Here is a 21,883-nt window from a genome sequence, read left to right as displayed (position 1 = left end):
CCGAATAAGAAGAGGGGATTTCATGAATGGTATCAATCGATATTTAAACCGTCTTTATGATAGAACGGTAGCAGATCAAGATAGATTGGATTCAGAAAAACTTAGAGAGGTTTTAGGGCATTTCCAACAAACGAAACCAGGAGAATCCGGGGTGATAGAAGAGACGGTGGATTGCGAGTGTTATTTACGGCAGCGCGTATTTTTTACTTCCGTGGATGAAATGACCGTTCCTATGTACGTTCTAACACCAAAACATGCCCCTTCAGACCGGAGAATGTCCATTGTTTTAGCTTTACATGGCCACGGATATGGCAGCAGAGAAATGGTTGGTCTGTATCAAGATGGATCCCCGCGCTATACTCCTACTTCACATAATGATTGGGCTGTTCAGCTAGTAAAAGAAGGTTTTAAAGTGTTTGTACCAGAAATGATCGGCTTGGGGGATCGGAAGTTGGAGGCGGATAGAGAAAAAGCAAACTCTTGTTATACGTTAGCGGTTCATCATCTGATGGCAGGGAAAACACTGGCAGGATTAAGAACATTTGAAGCACAAATTGCTTTAGATTACATAAAAGAGACGTATCCCGAAGCTAAGATAGGAGTGGTCGGATTTTCCGGAGGAGGGTTGATTGCAACTCTACTATCGGTTTTAGATGATCGTGTCAAAGCTACTGTTTTAAGTGGATATCCCAATACGTTCAAAGGAAGTGTTTTGGCAACAGTGCATTGCCTGGATAACTATATACCAGGTTTATTGAGGTTGGCGGAAATGCCGGAATTAATAGGAATGATAGCTCCCAAACCTTTATTTATAGAGGCAGGTGAGGGTGATGAAGTTTTCCCGAGTAGACACGCTCATCTTGCAATCGAGAGGATTAGGTCCATTTATAATACTGAGAGTAAGGATAGTGTTTTTGAAAGTGAATGCTTCCAGGGAGGACATGAAGTGAGTGGTGGCTCCAGCACAGCATGGCTGAAAAAACAGTTGATGTAGCAAGTCCTTCTTCCCTTAGTGGTGCCTGACCCCCACTGCGCTAAAGCATTAGCATAGTGGGAGTCAAGCACCAGAAAAAAAGGAAGTTCAATTATTTGGAAGTCTATCACATGGATGGTAACCTTAAACTATTATAAGGAAGGAGTGAGTAGTTATGAGTATTTCCATCCCGGAAATCAAACTTAATGATGGACTTACGTTGCCAGTGATCGGTTTGGGTACATATAAGCTGAATGGAAATGAAGGAGCCAATAGCATAAGCGGTGCGATTGATACAGGTTATCGACTCATAGATACAGCTTATATTTATGAAAACGAAGGAACCGTTGGGAAAGCTGTCCAACGTGCATCGGTTCCAAGAGAAGAATTAAGAATCACATCCAAGTTACCAGGTCGTTATCATTCGTACGATAAAGCTGTCACTACGATCCAAGAATCCTTATACCGTGCAAACCTCGATTATTATGATTTATACCTGATCCATTGGCCCAACCCTAAACAAGATATTTATGTAGAAGCATGGCAAGCATTAATCGATGCTAAAAAATGGGGGCTGATACGTTCGATTGGTGTCTGTAATTTCTTACCGGAACATATGGAGCGTCTCGAGAAGGAAACCGGAATAAAACCAAGCATCAACCAAATAGAGTTACACCCATTTTTCAACCAGGAAGAACAAAGAATATGGCACCACGAGAATAACATCAAAACAGAATCATGGAGTCCATTAGCCCGAGCAAGTGAAGTTTTACAGAATGAAACCATTCGATCGATTGCTGTTAACCATGACAAGACGATTTCACAGGTTATTTTGCGATGGCATTATCAACTAGGAGCGATCTCCATTCCTAAATCTTCGTCCCCTGAACGTCAGCTGGAAAATATCTCGATTTTTGATTTTTCTCTAAGCGATAAGGAAATGGGCCGGATAGCAGAATTAACTCGCCCTGATGGAAGAATAAACGATCAGGATCCTGCGATTTATGAAGAATTTTAAATTATGGTAGATCATATATCAGAACCCCAGTGAGTGTCACTGGGGCTCTGTTTTGTTCATCCACCAATGGATCAAATAAAGTTAATAAATATAATAGCCGTGACCAGTACAATACAGATAGAGGAAATGAATAGAAGAGAAAGTTTACGAGAATTATTTGCGTTCTGTATGTCTTGCCAATTGGTTGGTTTAATGCCACTTACCCAGAATACGATTACTGCTGATAGAAGAATCGAATTTACATTCACCATCAACAATAGGAATGGAACAACCGCTTCTTCCCATTTCCCCGTTCCGAGAATCATACCGAATACAACAGCAGGCGGCAGTAAAGCAACAGATACCATTACGCCTACAAGTGCACCTTCATTCCTTTTCACGAAAGAGAGAGCACCCGCAGCCCCTGCAGCGAGCGCTGCTATAACATCAATAATTTGTATATCTGTCCTTGAAAGGAACTCACTACTGGAAGTAGGAATCGGGAAGAAGAATCCGAATGCAGTAGCAACTAGGATCGGGATCCCCACCCCGAACAAGGATGTAAGTAAAGAGTGTCGTATTAACTTGAAGTCCCCGAGAACGGAAGCAAATGAAACAGCGGTCACGGGGCCGATAATAGGGGCAATCACCATCGCACCAATGACGATAGCCGGGCTGTTTTTAATAATGCCGACCGTCGCAACGATGGAGGAAAAAATGATGAACCACATATAGCTGATACTCGTGTGGCTCGATACTTCAACGGCTGTATACAATTCTTGCCGGCTAGCTCGCTCGAGATCTTTTTCTTTATCCACTTCTTCCACTTCTTCACGGGGGAGAAAGGTTTGGACAGGAAGCAGCATGACTTGATAAGCGTTTTTACTACCGGGCAATTTCTCCAAATAATTAAGGATTTGTTCAACATCATTTGTTTCTAATAGAACCTTCGTCAGCATTCTTTCTTCTGTTTCCTCGAAAGTCCAATAGGCCACTACGGGAAAGGTTTCTTTTATCTCTTCCATATTCAAGAATCCTCTAGGGGTATAAATTTCCAGCAACTGCAAATTCATGTTTTTACTGTCCTCCTTTTTATACATCATTGTTGCCACAATTTTTTATCCTTAACGGAAAAGTTTCTCCCAGGGTAGAGGGACCGATTAAATACTGGTATATAGTGGCCTTTAAGCTTGGATACCTTTCAGCTACCCGTTTTTTCCAAATGGAGCATTCATTCTTTCACTTAAATAGAAGCCGAAAGTTTATTTCTATATGAAGCACCAGTTTATGAACAGATGTGGTTCAAGAATAAAGTTCTTGGAAATCAAAAAAGTAACTGTACACCATGGAGTGGCGTCAGTTACTTTTGGTTTTCCCTTCATTTTTTCCAGGTGTAATCAGCGACATGGCTGTTTTTTACTATATATTGAGATTTTGCGTTCTCAGTACGTTGACAACGATATTCCCGATTTGTCTCCCTAATCTCAATCCTTCATCATTATCCACTTTGAAATGTACCCCCGCGTACAAACGTGATAAAGCACATTCTTCCATTGTTTTCCGTATGCCTGATGCTTCTTGTGGAAAGAAATACGTTAATATCGATTCGGCACACCCTGCTACAGTGGCATGGGCAGAAGGGTAGGAAGGGAAGCGCGGTGTAACCAATATAGGAGTCAGGTTTTGGCCGTATTGATTGGGACGGGCCACATCCCAAAGGTATTTAAAGTGCCACGATATCACAAAAGCATCATTGACAGCCGCGTGAAAATATCCGAGCACTCTGGCGATTTGCGGTGATCCCAGCCTGTATTTTCTGGCTAGATTGAAAATCATAGGGAGCATATTCTGAGTGGATTCCGCAGTCCCCCAGTATTGTGCAAGTTGGGTTTGGGCAGGTGTGAGAACTGATAAGGTTTGCTCTACAATCGATAGCTCTCTAGCCCAGTCAATGTTTTCTGGATTTTTAATTTGCCAATTAATACGCTGTCTGAAAGGATCAAGGAATTCATCATTTCCTTGCCTGAATATAAAAAACATCGGAAAGTAAGCTGGTGCGGGGGAAGGTTGGGGAGGGAATTGCTCTCCTTGATAAGGATATTGTGACCACTTTCTGTAACTTATTCTCATTCATCCATCCCCTTATAAATTTCTATTTTTCATGGTAAATGTTATGAATGATATCAATATATGAGGGATAGGAATGGATAAGAAGCAGACTGACGGTTAAGCCTGATTTTGTGCCTGACCCCTACTATGCTAATGCTTTAGTACGCTGAGGGTCAGGCACCATTAGTGATATATAAAATACCAGCCTTCCTAATCATAAGGAAAGCTGGTACTTTTAGTTAACTGGATTTCTTCAACACCAACTTCTCCGCACTCGCTTTTGCCGTCAACCCGCTCACAATTCCCATGATGAGGAAGGCAGCAGCTGCACTGAAGAACATGGCAATAAAGATATTGCCGATCAAGTTGAGAGACGTGAAGATGACATAAAGGGAAGCCCCTGTAATGACTGCCGCGATGGCGCCATAGTTATTCGCACGGTTCCAGAAATACCCGAGCGTGATCGGAGCGATGATACCGGATATGATCGCGGAAAAGCTGAATTGGATCAGGAATGCCAGGGACTCTGGTCGTTCTAATGAGAAGTAGAGGGACAGTAGTCCGACGACAATCAGGGATCCTTTCGCAACGTTCAACGATTTCTTGTCCAGTTCTTGTTCAGACATTTTCTTAGATGTCAAAAGCGGTGCGACGACACGGTACAAGTCGTTGCCGATACTTGTAGTGACTCCTAAGTACAGGCTGTCCGTACTGGATAAAATCGCGGAAATGATTCCGACGATCATGATGGCTGCGATGATGCTTGGGAAGGCCTCGATCACATAGGTCGGTATCGCCGCATCGGCACTTTGCAAGCTCGGGAAAAGTACACGGGCAGCAAGTCCCCCGAGCACCATCAGCGTAGAAATGATGCATAGCACCAACCCAGCGGATAACGTGAACGGAGCAAGATCTTCCTCTTTTTCAATCGACAGTACTTTATTCAATAGGTGGGGCATCAACACGAAACTGAAGAGCAGGAACTGTACCGCCATGATTGCCAGCGCACTGTTATAAGGACCACCGTCCGCGATAGCAGCAGTCAGGTTCGGGTCGATGGCATTCAAGCGATCGGTAAGCACACCGAACACATTCCATCCCCCGCCGATGGTCCAGAGAAAGGAAACGACGAGGAAGATAGAGGTGATCGCCATCAGAATCCCCTGAATGCCGTCGGTGATGATTTGTGCGAAAGCCCCACCAAGTCCGATATAAAGAATCGTAATCGCAACACCGATAATGATGCCCCAGAAATACGGAATACCAAGGACGGTTTCGAAGATGGTCGCAAGTCCGACGTTTTGCCCGACAATATAATAAACATTGAATAAGATCAGTAACGAAACGATTGCTTGCAAGGCTTTCGAGTTATAACGTTTCCCAAGCCACTCCGGGAGTGTTGAGACATGGCCGAATTTTTTGCCGTAACGCCAGAACGTTTTGGCAAAAAGGAGAAGTCCGACCCAGGAGACACCAAAGCAACCAAGGGTATACCAGAGCACTGCGGTGCCATGTTCGTAGGCGAGACCCGGGACTCCGATGAATAGGTTGGCACTTGCGTAAGAGGTGGCAAAACTTGCGCCGACAAGCCATGGGCTGACTTTTCCACGGGCAGTAGCAAAACCGGACATCGAGCGGCTATGGGCCTGTCCTTTTTTACCCACCCACGTTACAGCGGCAAAGTATACAGCCAATAAAAGGATGACGGTCCATAATAAAACACTGGAACTTGTAAGCATCGTTTATCGTTCTCCTTTCTTCGTGGTGTAAAAGTTCTTCCATATAAATAATCCGAGCAGCCAGAATAAAGCGACAGCTATGAAGTAAGTAAGTATCATTTCATTTCCTCCTGTTTTTTGAAGAATGGCAATGGATGTGGGCCTATCTCACTGATAGCCATCTCGACTTCCATGTTATACGTTAAGGCGGCTTCCTCGATCAATAAATGAGTCAAAAGAGAAGGCCCTTCTTCAAGAGTGACGACGCCCACAACATATGGGGTATGCTCCTGCCATGCAGGGTGTCCGGCCCGGTGGATCACGCTCCATGTTTTCAACCTTCCGCGGCCTGATGCTTGTTTCCATGTCAATGAATGATGGAAACAGTGAGGACAGTGCTCACGAGGGTAGAAGATCCATTGCTCACATTTGTCACATTGCTGGAGGCTGAGACGGCCTGCTTTGATGCCTTCCCAAAAAGGTTCACTGACCGGTGTGATCGTAGGACCTGGCAAAGAAATATTTTGTAATTCGCTCATCGTTCTCCTCCTAACACAAGGGCAGTCGTTTCACTTAACGTGGCACCGTTCCCTGTTACAAGCGCATTTCTTGCATCTGGAATTTGCCGGTTTCCAGCTTCGCCTCTCAACTGATGGACGGCTTCCACGACATGGGACATCCCGCCAGCTAAATCAGCTTGACCAAAGCCCAACTGGCCGCCATGCGTGTTTAATGGGTAATCTCCGTCATGGCCGAAAGTATGGTTTTTGACAAAATCTCCGAACTCACCAGGTTTACATAGACCAGCACTCTCAAGGGTGGTGGCAACGACACTTGTATAACAGTCATACAAAGAGAGAAGATCGATGTCTTCAATGTTTGTTCTTGCCTGGTCGAGCGCTCTCGGGATTGAGTAATTGAATGGCAAGCCCTCTAAGTTTGGTGCCTGGCTCACAGCCCGGTGGGTGATTTTTTCACCTGCTCCTTTCAGGTAGACCGGTTTATGCTTCGCTTTCTCTGCTTTTTCCGGAGAGGTCACTATGACTGCTGCTCCACCAGCGACAGGCATCACGATTTCCAGCAGATGAAGCGGATCGGCAATCATCGGAGAGGCGAGTATATCTTCGACTTCGACTGGCTTGCCGTGAAAAATCGCATCAGGGTTCAACTGGGCATTTTTCCTCGCCCAATAGGCGATCCTTGCAAAATCTTCCTGGGTGGATCCGTACTCTTCCATGTGCTGTCTTTTCAATAGAGCATAAGAAGTATTGGCCCCTGACGCTCCGAAAGGCACATCAAATTCGCGGATCGGATTGCGGTTCGGTGATCGCAATGTTTCCCCTTTTTCATTTTTGTTGGCTAAGACACATACGACGGTTTCGCACATGCCTGCCTGGATGGCTGCAGCTGCTCTCCAGATCATCCCAGGTCCGGTAGCGCCGCCGAGGTCCACCGTATTGGACATGTTGGGATCGATTCCTAAGTATTCAGAAACCGTCGCCGGCACATGCTGCGGCGTTTCCCCTACCTGTGGCCCGACGAGGAGGCCATCGACGTCTTCTTTAGAGATGCCTGCATCCTGAATGGCGAGGCGGACGGATTCTGCAATCAAGCTTAATGTTGTTTTTCCTGTAGAATAACGAACGGGTTTCAGCTCACCGATTCCGATGATCGCCCCCTGTGTTTGGCTTGCCATTATACGAACTCCTTTTCTAAAAGCTTACGGAATGATCGTAAACTGGATGGATTACTTAACGATGCTTCATTTTTCACTTCATTTCCTAAAGCGGCCGTTTTAGCTGCCCCTTCGACTTTTTTTCCATTGATGGTATGAGGGATCTCCTCTACTTGATAAATCCGCTTCGGTACGTGGCGTGGAGAAGCTTTAGCCTTGATTTGCTGGCGTATTTCTTTTGCCAAGTCTTCCGTAAGTTGTTCCGTGACTACACAAAGGACGATTTCTTCGTCATGATCTTTCGGTAATCCGAATACAACGGAATCTTTTACCTCTTTGATGTGCTCGACGACACGGTAGATTTCTGCCGTACCGATCCGGACACCACCTGGATTCAATGTCGTATCGGCACGCCCATAAATGATGAACGATTGGTCGATGGTTTGTTCTGCTAAATCCCCATGTGTCCATATCCCTGGCCGTTTGGAAAAATAGCTCTTCCGGTAGCGTTCCTCTCCACCTTCGCCGAAAAAGGTGATCGGTATGCTGGGGAATGGTTGTGTACACACAAGATCGCCTTTTTCCTCATAGACAGAGGCCCCTCGATCATCCAGTACATCAACCGCCATTCCCAACGCTTTGCATGCGATTTCGCCTCGCTTCAGCGGAAGGACGGGAGCTCCCATCACGAAGCAGCCGATGATTTCTGTACCTCCAGAAATGGAAGCAAGGAACAGATCCTGTTTGATCGTTTGAAAAATCCAATCGTACTGCTCTGGTGCTAATGGAGCGCCGCACGATAACAGACTTTTCAATGAATCAAGCGAATGACTGCTTTCCAGCTCGACACCTGCTTTCATCAATGTATCTAAATATTTAGGACTGGTGCCGAAATGGGTAACTCCGACTTCGTCAGCAATGTCCCACAAATGGGTGAGGGAATCCTGCTTTACGGGAGATCCGTCATACAACAGGATGGCTGCTCCACTTGCTAAACCGGAAACGAGCCATGGATACATCATCCAGGCCGTATTGGTGTACCAGAACAACACATCATTTTTTTGTACATCGCAATGCAGCTGGTGCTCTTTCACATGTTGAAGCAGGGTTCCGCCGACAGAATGGACGATCGCTTTCGGCAGCCCCGTCGTTCCAGATGTATATAAAATATATAATGGGTGATCAAAAGGCACAGGTTGGAATGTCGGCTCTTTTGCTTCATTGTCGCAAAGATCGTTCCAGGATAGAGATGCAACCCCATCGATCGATGCCTCCCCTCCGAGCGTAACCAGTGCGGATAGTCCTTCAAGGTTTTCCGTCGTTTGCTTGATTTTGTCCTCGATATGGAAAGGCTTTTGCTTATATTGATAGGAAAGAGTAGCGATCAATACTTTCGGTTTCACCTGACCGATTCGATCGACGATTCCTTTTGTGCCGAAGTCAGGGGAACAGGACGTCCATGTCGCTCCAAGAGATGTGGTCGCAAGCAAGGCGACCAGCCCCTCGATATCGTTTGTTGTCACCCCGGCAACACAATCGCCTTTTTGGACACCGAGTCTTCTTAACCCTTCCTGGGCTTTCACTACCGATTCTCTTAGCTCTTCCAGCGTGATCTTCCGGCGGACGCCCGTCTCATCTGCTTCATAGGCCACAATCCGATCAAGAGAACCGCGCAATAAATTTTCCGCGAAATTCAGTCGTGCTTCAGGGAACCATTCGCTATCTGGCATGGAAGATGAAGGGACAAAAATACGCTTCCCCTTTTCTCCGATAATCCCTGCATAATCCCAGATGGCTGACCAGAAGTCAGCGAGGTGGGAAACAGACCAGCGGTGTAATCGTTCATAAGGAAAGAGGGCCTGGCCGGTATAATCAGCAAAAGCTTTGATGTGTGATTGGTTTATTCTTTCACTCGTTGGCTCCCATAGAAAAGGGGAACGCTGAGCTGTTGTCGATGTACCCATTGGATTTGTCTCCTTTCGATTTACGCATGAGGAACTTCAATCAAAATGGCCATTCCCTGTCCACCACCACCGCAAAGGGAAGCGATGCCTTTTCCTCCACCGCGCCGTTTCAGTTCGTGGGCAAGGGTCAATACCAGCCGGAATCCTGTGCCACCTAATGGGTGACCTAGAGCGATGGCGCCGCCATTGACATTGACACGATCATAATCGATGCCAAGCTCCTGACAGCTGGCGATGACGACACTTGCAAATGCTTCATTGATTTCAAACAGATCGATATCCTCTGTAGTCAAACCGTGTTTATCTAATAGTTTTTTAATAGCTTGCGATGGTTTTGTTTGTAAGCTCGTATCTGGTCCGGCAATTTCTGACCAATCGATGACTTCTGCCAGCGGCTCCTGGCCGAGGGCTTCCGCTTTCTCTTTGGTTGTGACGATCCCAATGCTCGCCCCGTCCGTCATTTGTGACGCATTACCTGCTGTAATCGTGCCTTCGTTTGAAAAAGCGGGAGAGAGATTGGCTAACTTTTCCGCTGTCGTCCCTTTGCGGATGCCTTCATCTTCTTCCAATAAACCTGCAATTGGAGCGATTTCTGGTTGCAGCCATCCCTCTTCCTGGGCATTAGCTGCACGTTGTTGGGAAAGAGCTGCATACTCATCCTGTTCCGCACGTCCGATTTCGAAGTAGCGGTTTTTCTCATCGGTAAGAGCTCCCATCGAGACATCACTTAACGCGCACCATAAACCGTCATTCACTAAAGTATCGGTCAGCTGTGCATGCCCGAGGCCAGAAGAAACACGGACAGGAGCGGTATGAGGTGCATTCGTCATCGAGTCAAATCCACCGACGATATATAATTCTCCTTCGTTCAACTGCAGTCTTCGGGAGGCGTCCGCAATCGTAGCGATTCCGCCTAAACAAACATTGTTCAGTGTGATGGCGGGTGTACCGATGTCGACACCTGCCTTATGAGCGACTTGTCTGGCAGGGTTCTGTCCTCCTCCAGCCTGGATCACTTGGGCAAGCAGCACGCCATCTGCCTGTTTTGCAACCGGGTTCTTCTCTAAAAGTGCACTCAGCGCATTTGCTCCAAGCTCTGTTGCGGATAGTTTTTTCAACGCCCCTTTCCATTTTCCGAAGGGGGTACGGATACCATCTAAAAGAACGGCTTTCATATATGTGACAACTCCTTTTTTCAAATAAAAATAGCCCTCTTCACTAAAAAACAAGAAGAGGGCTATCAGCTCTTCTTATCTTTCAGGAGCATCTCCTGCAGGAATTAGCACCTTATCAAGCGGATGCTTGATGGTTGCCGGGCGTCAACGGGCCAGTCCCTCTGCCTCTCTGGATAAGAATGATTATTCAATTGGAAAATATAAAACCTCTCTATCGGTGAAATAGAGAGGATAAGAGATCTAGGATTCTCTTATCTTCCTGAGCTTTGACTCAGTAGGATTTGGCACCATGCTAGGAATATAGCGGTTGCCGGGTTTCACAGGGCCAGTCCCTCCACCTCTCTGGATAAGAATATTTTTCGTTGTTTAATTAAGTGTCATGTTAGCAAGGGAAAGGGACTGTGTCAATATATTTTATAGAAAAGTGAGAAAATTTATTTTATTAAGAGCTTCTTTTTTGGTGGGGGTCAGTCATTATAATTGGTCGCAGTAGCAATCTACTACTTTAGATAAAACAGAAAGATTTGGAGGGAAGCTGAAGAAGCGATAGTTATCGAATGAAGAGCGATTCTCTTATTCATTCGTATTTATGGCAGTAGGATATTCATTTTTTATAACATAAAGAGAACTCAAGGGTGGGAATAATTGTGCTCCTACCCTCGAGTTCTTTGGTTATGTAGTCAGTATGTTCCATTGGAAGCACCGATGCCTAAAAGGGTAATGAATCCAATCTGGTAGACAAGCATCACGATACCCATGATTAATCCAGCAATAGCCGATCCTTTTTTACGGGCTTGATCGCACCGACTGCTCCGAAGATGATTGCTAAAACCCAAAATAAAAAACCAAACAGAATACCAATCCCGGGAATGATGCCGAATATAACACCGATAATACCTAACACTAAGGATGCGGTCGCAAGTCCGTTGCTTTCTGGCTTCTCGAAAATAACTCTTGTAGTGCGTTCGTCTGCGCTCATAAAGTACCTCCTTTCATTTTTTATATCGGTATAATTGTCATGATCCTAAAGTCTTAAACAGAATTATCATACCATAAATAGGAAAAAGTATTTTAGTTTCTTAATTTTTCAGCAGAGTTACAATTTATCTGAAATTTTACGTTTAAATGACAGGATGTTACGGGGACATAAATAGTAGAAGCTATATAAAAGGAGGAGATAAGATGAAAAAATCCACTAAATATCTAACCCCTCTTATAGCTTTAGGGATTAGTTTTGGAGTAGGCAGCAGTGTATCCGCGGAATCTGATAATACCGTGGAAGTTAAGCCGGACGACACGCTTTGGAGCATATCCCAACTGTACGAAGGAGTCACGGTAGATGAATTGTACGAAATGAACCCGAATGTGGATCCGTTCCAATTGGAAATAGGTTCAGAACTCCGAGTAAAGGCTGAACAAGATAGCTCGAGAGAAATCTATCACACCGTAACCCCTGGTTCTACGTTATCCAGTATTGCCAACCTTCATGCAAATGTGACTCTCGATGAGCTTTATGAGTTGAACCCAGACATTGACCCTTATGATTTACAACCTGGTGACAAAGTAAAAGTGAGAGAAACTGGTGCTGCAGAAGAGCATATAAGTAAAGATAAAGCTGAAAATCTTGTAAGAGAAAACTATGATATTGAAGATAATGTGAAAGTGGAATACGACAATGTCGTTGACAATAAGTATTTGATTCACGCTTATAATGTAGTGGACAATCATACGGCAACTGTAGGATGGTATCTAGTAAATCCTCACACTGGTGAAACTACCGATTATATGAAGTGATTGGGTCCTTGTTCCCGCTGAATGAACTGGAAGATGACGTAATACCAAAGGTTTATCCCTTTGGTGTTACGTCTTTTTTTGGTGCCTGACACCCGACACGTAGCGAGATGACTATTGCATGATAAACAATCCATACAGTGTATTGATTTACTAGACAACTACTAGCTACAGTAGCCACATTGTTTTGTTCGGCCACTCCTATCGAACCTACATGTAAATGTTTCCATTCATAATTCTTTGCTCACTGTCTTCCATCCAGCTCTAGGCTTGAAGAGAAGGTAGTGACTGGGGGGTTCAAAGTGATAGAGAGATCATTTAACTTTCTGAAAGAGCATTGACAATTTTCAGCTATTATAATAGTTTTTTGTTAGTGCAAACGTTTTCCTTGCGCTGGGGAAGTAGGTTGTTTTCTAAAAAAGAGGGGAGGTGCTGGGGTATTTTGAAATCGATTACATACGGTGATCCGCAAGTTTCAAAATAAAAAGCGGGAAAATCGAGTAAGTCGAATGTTTAGCTCATGCACTTCTTTTTTTCAAGTACATTGTAGGGGGAGAGAGTTATATGAAGGGGATAAAGTTTCGTTCAAGTGTTGGTACTGTTTTGTTAACATCCGTTATCGCTTTAACGGGATGTTCATTTTCATCGGGGGCCAGTGATGAGAGTTCTTCTGAAGACAAGGTAACCGTTGATGTTTTTCAACAAAAAGTGGAGTTTAAAGACCAATTTGAAGAATTAGTCAGTATCTATGAAGAAGAAAATCCTGGTGTGAATATAAACGTTCAAACCGTAGGCGGCGGAAATGATTACGAAGCAGCATTAAAATCTACCTTTTCTGCAGATGAAGAACCAGATATATTCAATGCCGACGGTCCCACAGCCATTGAGGAATATGAAGAGTATTTAGCAGACGTTTCCGATACGAAGGCAGCTGGTGCAGCACTGGAAGGTACGCTTTCTGCCGTTCAAAGAGAGGATAAAGTTCTTGGGTTGCCATTTAACCAGGAGGGATATGGACTTCTTTATAATAAGAAAGTGTTTGAAGAGGCTGGTATTAATCCTGATGACATCCAAACCTATGAAGATTTGGAAGGAGCTGTCGAAACGTTAGAAAGTCAAAAAGAGGAGTTGGGAATAGAAGCACCATTTGCCCTGGCAGCGAAAGAAAAATGGGTAATAGGGAGCCATTTGGCGAACACCTTTTTAGCGGACGAATTCAACCATGATGTAATGGAAGCATATGAAGCGGATACAGTGGAATTTACCATGGGTGATCAAATGAAACGCTTTTTAGATTTGCAAAATGAGTATTCCGTCCAACCAACTTTGAGTTTAGACTACTCTCAACAAGTGGAAGAGCATTTTTCACTAGGAAATGTAGCGATGATTCAACAAGGGAACTGGGTATATAACACGATAGAGCAGATGGACCCTGAATTCGCGGAAAATAACGTAGGGATTCTGCCAATTCCTGTAGAAGGTTATGAGGGAAGTGTTCCTGTCGGTGTGCCGAACTACTGGGTTGTCAATAAAGAGTCGGAAGATGAGGTAGTCCAGGCAAGTAAGGATTTCCTGGATTGGATGTATACCTCTGAGAAAGGGAAGAAGTTTGTTACCGAGCAATTCAAGTTCATCCCAGCTTATGAAGGATATGAAGATATGAAAATAGATGATCCTATTTCTCAGGAAATTTATAATTATGCCAGCGAGGGAAATACGATTGGATGGATATTCCTAGGAGCACCTACTTCTTGGACAGAAGAGGAAATGGCTTCTGCTATGCAGGAATATATAGCAGGTGATATTACGTGGGAAGAGGTAGAAGAGCGAGCATCATCTGCTTGGGAAGAAGCCCGTCAATAACTTGTGATATATAACAGATAAACGAACAGGATTCCTATCCGAATAAAGGCCATGTAATAATAATAGGTCTTTATTCGGGTTTTTTCTTAATAAATCAAATCACTTGGAGGCATCTATGGGATACCCATTTTTCTGAAATAGTAGAACCAGAGTAAAACCATAAAAAACCATTATCATTAATTAACTAAATTTCTGGCATCACCAACTCCCATTTAGCTGCCCACATACTCTCCATTTTCATGATGATAAAGTCCGTTTCTCAACCATCTCGTACCCTTAAACGGTAGAATCCCCATTCTAAATAATATCCACTGAAAATTTCAGTAAACCCTGCTAGCTATTAATAATTGAATTTTCTGACATATAGGTATATAGTGAGGTAAAGATAAGATATATTTTTTCAATTGAGATACCAACCGGTCAGTATTATGAAGGGAAGGGGTGGTTCCTTTGAAGTTTCAGGGAAAAAATGTGCTGATTACCGGAGGAGCGAGCGGGATTGGACAAGCCACAGCTCTCCGGGTGGCAGAAGAAGGAGCTTTTGTTCTAGTTTGTGATAAAAATCGGGAAAAAGGTGAAGCGGTTCGTGATGAAATAAAGGAAAGGAGAGGCAAAGCTGAGTTTCTGGAAGTGGATACCACTGATGAAAGAAGTGTGAAGGAATCCATTGCTTTTATAGTAAACGAACAGGGATCTCTTGATGTGTTATTCAACAATGCAGGGGTCGGAGGTCAGGAGAAGAAGCTTCATGAATTGTCGGAAGAAGAGTGGGATAGAGTTGTGGACACCAATTTAAAGGGCGTCTTTTATGGGATTAAGCATGCGGTCCCGACCATGATGAATCAAGAAAAAGGAGCAATTATTAATACATCAAGTGTACTCGGTTTTAAAGGGAAGAAGCGATCAGGTCCTTATAATGCGTCGAAGGGTGGGGTTGTCACGCTGACGAAAAACGCCGCTCTTGAATACGGCCGTTATGGAATCAGAGTGAATGCTGTGGCACCAGGTGTGATTGATACCCCGATTGTCGATACGTGGCGGGAGGACGAACGAAAGTGGAAAATCATTTCTCAAGCGAACGCCCTTGGAAGGCTTGGCCAACCCCACGAAGTCGCAGAAGCGGTTCTATTTCTGGCGTCGGATCAAGCATCCTTCATTACGGGAGAAACTCTGATGGTAGATGGCGGGGGTTTGACGTTTTAAGCATAAAATTTTGGAGGGGAATATTATGGCTGCAGTTGAAACGGTGAGAGGGCCTTTAGATGCAATGAAACTGGGAAAGACATTGATCCATGAGCATTTTTATTTTGGTTATCCAGGTTTCCAAGGAGATATGACACTCGGTACGTCTGACTTTGAGATGAAAAAACGACAAGGAGTGGAAGTTGCCCGGTTAATGCAGGCGCAGGGAGTAGAAACAGTCGTCGACCCGACCCCGAACGAATGTGGGAGGGATGTGAAACTTTTAAAGGCAGTCTCTGAAGAAACAGGGCTGAACATTATTTGTGCCACGGGCTATTACTATGAAGGAGAAGGGGCTACGCCTTACTTCAAATTCCGTCAACAGCTTGGAAGTGCGGAAGAGGAAATCTATGAATTGTTCATGGAAGAAATCACGAATGGCATTGAAGGTACAGGTGTTAAACCTGGTATTATAAAACTTGCTTCAAGCAAAGATGAGATAACAGAATATGAAAGGATGTTCTTTCGAGCAGCCGTAAGAGCTCAAAAGGAAACAGGCATTGTTTTATTGACACATACCCAGGAAGGTACGATGGGCCCGGAACAAGCCTCCTTTCTAGTTGAACAGGGAGCGGATCCATCAAAAGTTGTCATTGGTCATATGTGTGGCACAACAGATATCACGCAACATTTAAAAACTCTGAACGAAGGGGTTTATATTGCAATGGACCGTTTCGGTTTACAAGGCATGGTCGGTACACCGTCCGATGAAGCAAGAATGACAGTACTCATGGGGCTGCTGGGACAAGGGTTTGATAACAAGGTATTCTTATCTCATGATACAGTGAATGTCTGGTGGGGCAGGGATCCGGTCATTCCTGAAGCCTTGCAGCCAATGATCCAGCATTGGACACCTGACCATATTTTCCGGCGGATTCTCCCTGAACTAAAGGAACGTGGTGTGCCAGAAAAAAAGATTTCGCAAATGCTTGAGAAAAATGCAGGCATACTCTTTTCTTAGCCGCATACTCATGAAGATCCTATAAATGAAGCAGTTGGGTTCATGAATGGAATTCCAACTGCTTCCGGCTTTTGTTATCTGGTTATGGATGCGGCCATACTTCTGCTTTCGGGAACTTTCTCCAAGTGATATGGTGTTATTCTAGGCTTCATTCATCCTCTCTTTCTCTCATCCAAATCCCCAGTTTTAAATCTACTATTTCAAGAATGAATTTCTGCCGAAAATAGAAATATTCTGTCCACTAAAGAAATAAATAAGCCAGAAAATGACTGGATCTGTCCAGGAAGAGAAATAATTCGTCCAACTAAGGCTTGAATCTTGCCGCCACACTCTATATTCTTTCCAAACCAAAAAATCCACCCTCAGAAATAATAAGTTACACATGATGTGACCATAGAAAAATCGACGGATCACTCTGCTAATTTCTCTATCAATTATCGATAATTTTCCAATAGGTGTTGTATTTTTAGAAAATTTACAATAATATAAAAAATAAACATACCAACTGGTAGGTATGTGGGATCAGGATGAGCCTGCGCGAAAAAATAAGAATTGGGGATGATCGTATGCATTTACGTTTGACCGATGAACAGGAAATGGTTAGAAAAACGATACGAAAATTCGTGGAGAAAGAATTGATTCCACTTGAGAATGATGTATTAAGAAATGAAAGAGAAGGTAAACCGAGTCTCCCGGAAGGTAAGATGGAAGAATTGCAGCAAAAAGCCAAAGAAGCTGGTTTCTGGGGGATCAATACTCCTGAAGAATATGGTGGAGCAGATCTAGGGCAGATGATGCTCGCGATCGTGCAAATGGAAGTGGCTCGCACGTTCGTTCCGTTCAAATTCGGAGGTTCAGCAGATAATATTTTGTACTATGGCAATGAGGAACAAAAAGAGAAATACTTGCTGCCGACCATCAATGGGGAGAAAAAATCCTGCTTTGCGATGACAGAACCTGGAGCGGGATCAGATACACGGAACCTTCGTATGACCGCTGTGAAAGACGGAAATGAGTGGGTGTTGAACGGGGAGAAGACCTTCATAACGGGTGGAAATGAAGCTGATTTCGTTATGGCTATTGCGATTACGGACAAAGAACTTCATAAGTCTTCAAATGGAAGAAAGGGCGTTACTTGCTTTATCGTAGACCGTGATATGGGATGGGGATCCGAATATATCCACACGATGGGGGAGTGGGGACCAGCGGCTCTCATTTTTGAAAATGTACGGGTTCCTGAAGAGAATATTTTAGGGGAAATCGACCATGGGTATGATCTTGGACTCGAGTGGATCGGGTTTGCCCGTTGGATCGTCGGTGCCCGTGCAGTGGGAGCAGCGGAGCGTCTCCTCAATATGGCCATCGATTATGCCAATGAGCGAGAAACATTCGGAAAACCGATTGCGACGCGCCAGGCGATCCAGTGGCAAATCGCAGATTCAGCTGTTGAAATTGAAGCGGCCAAGTGGCTTGTATTGAATGCAGCCTTTACGCTGGATCAAGGGGAAGATAACCGTCATTACGCTTCCATGGCGAAGTTGTATGGAGCGAATATGGGCAATAATGTCATCGACCGTGTGCTTCAAATCCACGGGGGCATGGGGTATACCAGAGAATTACCGATCGAACGGTGGTACCGTGAGGCAAGACTATGGAGGATCTACGATGGTACGGATGAAATCCAGCGTCTGATCATCTCTCGTAATCTATTAAAAGGACATGTGAAAATCGGTTAGTCATTTTAAGGAGGAATAGACATGGCAGGTAAGTTTGAAAATCAAGTGGCATTCGTTACAGGTGGAAGTCGTGGAATCGGAAAAGGAATTACAAGACGTTTTGCGGAAGAAGGAGCAAAAGTCGCCATCATCGATGTGAATGAAGAGGCTTTGCAAGAAGCGGAAGCGGAGTTCAGGGAAGAAGGTTTTGAAGTTTTTTGTAAAATAGCTAATGTAGTAGAGTTCGACCAAGTGGAAGCAGCTATGAAGGAGACCTATGAAAGATTCGGTTCTCTCGATATTTTAGTGAACAATGCAGGGGTCATCAGGGACAACATGCTATTCAAAATGACGGATGCTGATTGGAGTACCGTGATGGATGTCCACCTTAAAGGTTCCTTCAACGCTGCCCGTGCGGCCCAACAGTATATGGTGGAAAATAAATATGGCAGGATCATCAATATCTCCTCCACATCTGCACTTGGAAACCGGGGACAGGCGAACTACGCGACTGCAAAAGCCGGCTTGCAAGGATTCACGAAAACATTGGCGATCGAGCTTGGAAAGTTCGGGATTACAGCAAACGCCGTTGCTCCTGGTTTTATTGAAACAGAGATGACGAAAGAAACAGCTTCCCGTATCGGCATTTCTTTTGAAGACCTCGTCAAAGCAAGCGTAGATAAAATTCCAGTCAGGCGAAGTGGAAAACCTGAGGATATCGCTAATGCAGTAGCATTTTTCGCGGATGAACAGTCTTCCTTTGTGAATGGTCAAGTGCTATATGTCTCTGGCGGTCCAAAAAACTGATGTAATAGGAGGCTTACTAATGTTTGAACAAGCGATTGGGAAGAAGTCCGACAAAGTGAAAAATACGGTCGAAAGAGGAGCGGTCAAAAAGTTTGCCGAAGCAATCGGGGATCCTCACCCTGTTTTCATTGATGATGTGAAATTCTCAAGGAATATTGCTCCCCCTACTTTTCCACGAGTGTTTGATTATGGAACGATCCAGGACCTTGATTTACCGAAAAAAGGGTTGATCCATGGGGAACAGAACTATCATTATGAACGACCGCTGCTTGTCGGGGAAGAGATTCTTTGTTATGCAGAGGTGGAAGATTATTATGAAAGAAGCGGTAAAAGCGGAGACATGGGTTTTCTCAAAGTGAAGCGGTACGGAGAAGATTTGGAGGGGAAGCTGATTTTCTCTGAAGAACAGGTTGTCATCATTACGGAAGCTGTAAGAAAGGAGATGCAGGTATGACACTTCTAGGAGAACTGCAAGCTGGAGATTCGCTTGATACTGTTACCCTTCCTGCTGTCACAAGGCTTGATTTGATTAAATATGCAGGAGCATCTGGTGATTATAATCCGATTCATACGATCGATGAAGAGGCGAAAAAAGCGGGTCTCCCGGGGGTGATCGCCCATGGAATGTGGACGATGGGAAATTTAGCAAAACTGTTTACCCCCTATTATGAAGAAGGTTTCATCCAGGACTATTCCATTCGATTCAAAGGAATGGTGTTCGTGAATGATATCATCAGCTTACACGCAGTCGTTGATGCCAACAGGGAAGAGGAGATTACGTTCGACGTTTTTGCTGAAAATCAAGATGGAAAGAGTGTCATCGAAGGCCATGTCGTATTTTGTAAGCGTTTAACAGAAGTGGCTACATATTAAGGGGGGAAGGAAATGCAATTTGAGTACTCACAAAAAGTGAAAGATCTCGAGGGAAAATTGACTCGATTTATGGAGGAACATATTTATCCAAATGAGGCGTTGTATGAAGAACAGCTTGATAAGCAGGATCGCTTTGCTGTTATCCCGCCAGTGCTTGAAGAACTGAAGCATAAAGCGAAAGAAGCCGGTTTGTGGAACCTGTTTTTACCGGAAAGTGAATATGGTGCTGGATTGACCAATACAGAATACGCCCCTCTTTGTGAAATCATGGGTCGTTCCACAATGGCTCCTGAAGTATTTAATTGCGCCGCACCTGATACAGGGAACATGGAAGTGCTCGTCCGCTATGGTACTGATGCCCAAAAAGAGCAGTGGTTGCAGCCACTCCTCGATGGGGATATCCGTTCTTGTTTTTCTATGACAGAGCCTGAGGTTGCCTCTTCGGATGCAACAAACGTTCAGACTAGTATCACTAAAGTAGGAGACGAATATGTCATCAATGGAACGAAATGGTGGTCGTCCGGAGCCGGAGATCCCCGTTGTAAAATCAGTATCGTGATGGGGAAAACAGACCCGGATGCTCCAAGGCATGAGCAGCAATCTATGATTCTTGTACCACTCGACACGCCGGGGGTCACGATCAAGCGAATGCTACCGGTTTTCGGTTACGATCATGCTCCGCACGGACACGCGGAGATTGAATTCAAGGATGTCCGCGTGCCCGCCTCTAACCTTATATGGGGGGGGAAGGGAAAGGGTTTGCCATCGCCCAAGGACGCCTCGGACCAGGCAGGATCCACCACTGTATGAGAACGATAGGAGCTGCCGAGCGAGCCTTAGAAGAATTGTGTGAACGTGTAAGTGAACGGGAGGCTTTCGGTAAGAAGCTTGCTGATCAAGGCGTCATCCGTGAGTGGATTGCAGATTCCCGTATCGAAATCGAACAGGCACGTTTACTTACTTTGAAGGCGGCTTATATGATGGACACGGTTGGGAATAAAGAAGCGAAATCAGAGATTGCGATGATTAAAGTTGTAGCTCCTAATATGGCCTTGAAAGTCATTGACCGGGCGATACAAGCGTTCGGAGCTGCGGGAGTCAGTGCAGACAAAGGACTTGCAGCAAAATGGGCGAACATCCGGACACTGAGACTAGCGGACGGACCTGATGAGGTACATCGACGAGCGATTGCGAAATACGAGCTTGCCAAATCTCAGAAACGGAGGGAAGTGCATGCACGCTAAAGAACTTTTTGATCTGACAGGAAAAGTGGCGCTCGTCACTGGTGGCGGAAGAGGACTGGGGAAACAAATCGCAGAAGGGTTAGCTGAATCAGGCGCCAATGTCGTCGTTTGCTCAAGAAAAGTGGAGGCATGCCAGGAGGTAAGTGAGCAACTGAAACAGCTCGGAGTGGATTCTCTCGCATTCGAATGTGACGTGACGAACCCGGATAGTATGCAAAAGGTTGTCGACCAAACCGTCGATCATTTTGGACGTATCGACATTCTCATCAATAACAGTGGGGCGACTTGGGGAGCTCCTGTGGAAGAGATGCCTCTCGAAGCGTGGCATAAAGTGTTCAATGTCAATGTGACAGGGACGTTCCTCATGTCGCAAATGGTAGGGAAAGTCATGCTGGAGCAAGGTTCAGGTAAAATCATCAATATTTCATCCGTTGCCGGCATGAAGGGCTCTGACCCGAAATATATGGATACGATCGGCTACAATTCCAGTAAAGGGGCTGTGCTCACCTTTACGAAAGATCTTGCTGTCAAATGGGGCCCTCGGGGCATTCATGTCAATGCAATCGCCCCTGGCTTTTTCCCTACTAAAATGTCCAAAGTGTTGATGGATAAAGGGGAGGACGCTTTTCTGCAAGGGACACCGTTACGGAAGTTCGGGAGTGAGGATGACTTGAAAGGGGCGGCTATTTTCTTAAGCTCTGCTGCATCCAACCATATTACAGGAGACGTTGTGATTGTTGATGGTGGTACTCATGCGATGTAAGGATATGAAAGGA

Annotated in this window: 20 protein-coding genes, 1 pseudogene and 2 riboswitches; of the genes and pseudogenes, 12 read left to right on the top strand and 9 right to left on the bottom strand. The window is 44.8% G+C overall.

The window, feature by feature from the left end:
* The first annotated feature begins 22 nt into the window (after positions 1-22).
* Together BMZ58_RS05205 and BMZ58_RS05200 are read left to right on the top strand one after the other, a co-directional pair.
* Complete coding sequence (locus BMZ58_RS05205) at positions 23-994, top strand: dienelactone hydrolase family protein (protein ID WP_075035491.1); 972 nt, start codon at positions 23-25, stop codon at positions 992-994.
* A gap of 154 nt (positions 995-1,148) precedes the next feature.
* Positions 1,149-1,991 carry an aldo/keto reductase gene (locus BMZ58_RS05200; protein ID WP_075035490.1) on the top strand — a complete coding sequence of 281 codons (843 nt, stop codon included), beginning with the start codon at positions 1,149-1,151 and terminating at the stop codon, positions 1,989-1,991.
* 71 nt (positions 1,992-2,062) lie between these two features.
* Here the strand turns inward: BMZ58_RS05200 and BMZ58_RS05195 are convergent, their stop codons facing one another.
* The 8 genes from BMZ58_RS05195 to BMZ58_RS05160 all read right to left on the bottom strand — a co-directional run bounded on the left by BMZ58_RS05195 (position 2,063) and on the right by BMZ58_RS05160 (position 11,590).
* Entirely contained in the window at positions 2,063-3,043 is a 981-nt protein-coding gene (locus BMZ58_RS05195; RefSeq protein ID WP_075035489.1) for a TIGR00341 family protein, read from the bottom strand.
* Positions 3,044-3,389: 346 nt separating this feature from the next.
* Positions 3,390-4,100, bottom strand: coding sequence for a vanadium-dependent haloperoxidase (locus tag BMZ58_RS05190; RefSeq protein WP_075035488.1), 711 nt, complete (start codon positions 4,098-4,100; stop codon positions 3,390-3,392).
* Between the two features lie 218 nt (positions 4,101-4,318).
* Positions 4,319-5,818, bottom strand: coding sequence for a sodium:solute symporter family protein (locus BMZ58_RS05185; protein WP_075035487.1), 1,500 nt, complete (start codon positions 5,816-5,818; stop codon positions 4,319-4,321).
* A 95-nt stretch (positions 5,819-5,913) separates the two neighbouring features.
* Positions 5,914-6,336, bottom strand: coding sequence for a Zn-ribbon domain-containing OB-fold protein (locus BMZ58_RS05180; RefSeq protein WP_075035486.1), 423 nt, complete (start codon positions 6,334-6,336; stop codon positions 5,914-5,916).
* Complete coding sequence (locus tag BMZ58_RS05175) at positions 6,333-7,493, bottom strand: thiolase family protein (RefSeq protein ID WP_075035485.1); 1,161 nt, start codon at positions 7,491-7,493, stop codon at positions 6,333-6,335. The genes BMZ58_RS05180 and BMZ58_RS05175 overlap by 4 nt, the downstream gene beginning before the upstream one ends.
* On the bottom strand, positions 7,493-9,436 hold the full coding sequence (locus tag BMZ58_RS05170; protein WP_075035484.1) for an acetoacetate--CoA ligase: 1,944 nt from the start codon (positions 9,434-9,436) through the stop codon (positions 7,493-7,495). Before BMZ58_RS05170 ends, BMZ58_RS05175 begins: the two co-directional genes overlap by 1 nt.
* Before the next feature lie 20 nt (positions 9,437-9,456).
* Positions 9,457-10,611, bottom strand: coding sequence for a thiolase family protein (locus tag BMZ58_RS05165; protein ID WP_075035483.1), 1,155 nt, complete (start codon positions 10,609-10,611; stop codon positions 9,457-9,459).
* 72 nt (positions 10,612-10,683) lie between these two features.
* Positions 10,684-10,791: riboswitch (SAM riboswitch) on the bottom strand.
* Between the two features lie 68 nt (positions 10,792-10,859).
* A riboswitch (SAM riboswitch) is annotated at positions 10,860-10,964 on the bottom strand.
* A gap of 407 nt (positions 10,965-11,371) precedes the next feature.
* On the bottom strand, positions 11,372-11,590 hold the full coding sequence (locus BMZ58_RS05160) for a hypothetical protein (protein ID WP_075035482.1): 219 nt from the start codon (positions 11,588-11,590) through the stop codon (positions 11,372-11,374).
* Positions 11,591-11,793: 203 nt separating this feature from the next.
* Here BMZ58_RS05160 and BMZ58_RS05155 point away from each other — a divergent pair, with 203 nt between their 5' ends.
* Positions 11,794-12,405, top strand: coding sequence for a LysM peptidoglycan-binding domain-containing protein (locus tag BMZ58_RS05155; protein WP_075035481.1), 612 nt, complete (start codon positions 11,794-11,796; stop codon positions 12,403-12,405).
* A 52-nt stretch (positions 12,406-12,457) separates the two neighbouring features.
* Here BMZ58_RS05155 and BMZ58_RS20990 read toward each other — a convergent pair whose 3' ends face one another.
* Positions 12,458-12,601: a hypothetical protein gene (locus BMZ58_RS20990; RefSeq protein WP_167360027.1), complete on the bottom strand. Its 144-nt coding sequence runs from the start codon at positions 12,599-12,601 to the stop codon at positions 12,458-12,460.
* Between the two features lie 365 nt (positions 12,602-12,966).
* Here BMZ58_RS20990 and BMZ58_RS05150 point away from each other — a divergent pair, with 365 nt between their 5' ends.
* The 9 genes and pseudogenes from BMZ58_RS05150 (at position 12,967) to BMZ58_RS05110 (ending at position 21,870) form a co-directional block, all read left to right on the top strand.
* Positions 12,967-14,265: an ABC transporter substrate-binding protein gene (locus tag BMZ58_RS05150; protein WP_075035480.1), complete on the top strand. Its 1,299-nt coding sequence runs from the start codon at positions 12,967-12,969 to the stop codon at positions 14,263-14,265.
* A gap of 450 nt (positions 14,266-14,715) precedes the next feature.
* Complete coding sequence (locus BMZ58_RS05145) at positions 14,716-15,468, top strand: SDR family NAD(P)-dependent oxidoreductase (protein ID WP_075035479.1); 753 nt, start codon at positions 14,716-14,718, stop codon at positions 15,466-15,468.
* Positions 15,469-15,490: 22 nt separating this feature from the next.
* Complete coding sequence (locus BMZ58_RS05140) at positions 15,491-16,468, top strand: phosphotriesterase family protein (protein WP_139207294.1); 978 nt, start codon at positions 15,491-15,493, stop codon at positions 16,466-16,468.
* Positions 16,469-17,034: 566 nt separating this feature from the next.
* A complete protein-coding gene (locus BMZ58_RS05135; RefSeq protein WP_075035637.1) occupies positions 17,035-18,204 on the top strand; it encodes an acyl-CoA dehydrogenase family protein in 1,170 nt (389 codons plus the stop codon).
* Between the two features lie 21 nt (positions 18,205-18,225).
* The gene (gene fabG / locus BMZ58_RS05130) at positions 18,226-18,990 is read left to right on the top strand and encodes a 3-oxoacyl-ACP reductase FabG (RefSeq protein ID WP_075035477.1); all 765 of its coding nucleotides are present in this window, start codon (positions 18,226-18,228) and stop codon (positions 18,988-18,990) included.
* A 19-nt stretch (positions 18,991-19,009) separates the two neighbouring features.
* A complete protein-coding gene (locus tag BMZ58_RS05125; RefSeq protein ID WP_075035476.1) occupies positions 19,010-19,444 on the top strand; it encodes a MaoC family dehydratase N-terminal domain-containing protein in 435 nt (144 codons plus the stop codon).
* Positions 19,441-19,863: a MaoC/PaaZ C-terminal domain-containing protein gene (locus tag BMZ58_RS05120; protein ID WP_075035475.1), complete on the top strand. Its 423-nt coding sequence runs from the start codon at positions 19,441-19,443 to the stop codon at positions 19,861-19,863. The genes BMZ58_RS05125 and BMZ58_RS05120 overlap by 4 nt, the downstream gene beginning before the upstream one ends.
* 12 nt (positions 19,864-19,875) lie before the next feature.
* Positions 19,876-21,107: pseudogene (locus BMZ58_RS05115) on the top strand (acyl-CoA dehydrogenase family protein).
* A complete protein-coding gene (locus BMZ58_RS05110; RefSeq protein WP_075035474.1) occupies positions 21,097-21,870 on the top strand; it encodes an SDR family oxidoreductase in 774 nt (257 codons plus the stop codon). Before BMZ58_RS05115 ends, BMZ58_RS05110 begins: the two are co-directional and overlap by 11 nt.
* Positions 21,871-21,883: the final 13 nt, after the last annotated feature.

This window comes from Halobacillus dabanensis (assembly GCF_900114165.1).
GTDB lineage: Bacteria > Bacillota > Bacilli > Bacillales > Halobacillaceae > Halobacillus > Halobacillus dabanensis.
Note: the sequence above shows the minus strand (reverse complement) of the source record. Positions and strands in the feature narration are given on the sequence as shown.

Excerpts from the sequence above, each read along its gene's own strand:
- BMZ58_RS05135 (WP_075035637.1), top strand. The coding sequence starts at position 17,035 with ATGCATTTACGTTTGACCGATGAACAGGAAATGGTTAGAAAAACGATA.
- BMZ58_RS05125 (WP_075035476.1), top strand. The coding sequence starts at position 19,010 with ATGTTTGAACAAGCGATTGGGAAGAAGTCCGACAAAGTGAAAAATACG.
- BMZ58_RS05155 (WP_075035481.1), top strand. The coding sequence starts at position 11,794 with ATGAAAAAATCCACTAAATATCTAACCCCTCTTATAGCTTTAGGGATT.
- BMZ58_RS05175 (WP_075035485.1), bottom strand. The coding sequence starts at position 7,493 with ATGGCAAGCCAAACACAGGGGGCGATCATCGGAATCGGTGAGCTGAAA.
- BMZ58_RS05150 (WP_075035480.1), top strand. The coding sequence starts at position 12,967 with ATGAAGGGGATAAAGTTTCGTTCAAGTGTTGGTACTGTTTTGTTAACA.
- BMZ58_RS05195 (WP_075035489.1), bottom strand. The coding sequence starts at position 3,043 with ATGAATTTGCAGTTGCTGGAAATTTATACCCCTAGAGGATTCTTGAAT.
- BMZ58_RS05110 (WP_075035474.1), top strand. The coding sequence starts at position 21,097 with ATGCACGCTAAAGAACTTTTTGATCTGACAGGAAAAGTGGCGCTCGTC.
- BMZ58_RS05180 (WP_075035486.1), bottom strand. The coding sequence starts at position 6,336 with ATGAGCGAATTACAAAATATTTCTTTGCCAGGTCCTACGATCACACCG.
- BMZ58_RS05205 (WP_075035491.1), top strand. The coding sequence starts at position 23 with ATGAATGGTATCAATCGATATTTAAACCGTCTTTATGATAGAACGGTA.
- BMZ58_RS05200 (WP_075035490.1), top strand. The coding sequence starts at position 1,149 with ATGAGTATTTCCATCCCGGAAATCAAACTTAATGATGGACTTACGTTG.
- BMZ58_RS05185 (WP_075035487.1), bottom strand. The coding sequence starts at position 5,818 with ATGCTTACAAGTTCCAGTGTTTTATTATGGACCGTCATCCTTTTATTG.
- BMZ58_RS05160 (WP_075035482.1), bottom strand. The coding sequence starts at position 11,590 with ATGAGCGCAGACGAACGCACTACAAGAGTTATTTTCGAGAAGCCAGAA.
- BMZ58_RS05170 (WP_075035484.1), bottom strand. The coding sequence starts at position 9,436 with ATGGGTACATCGACAACAGCTCAGCGTTCCCCTTTTCTATGGGAGCCA.
- fabG (WP_075035477.1), top strand. The coding sequence starts at position 18,226 with ATGGCAGGTAAGTTTGAAAATCAAGTGGCATTCGTTACAGGTGGAAGT.
- BMZ58_RS05190 (WP_075035488.1), bottom strand. The coding sequence starts at position 4,100 with ATGAGAATAAGTTACAGAAAGTGGTCACAATATCCTTATCAAGGAGAG.
- BMZ58_RS05120 (WP_075035475.1), top strand. The coding sequence starts at position 19,441 with ATGACACTTCTAGGAGAACTGCAAGCTGGAGATTCGCTTGATACTGTT.
- BMZ58_RS05165 (WP_075035483.1), bottom strand. The coding sequence starts at position 10,611 with ATGAAAGCCGTTCTTTTAGATGGTATCCGTACCCCCTTCGGAAAATGG.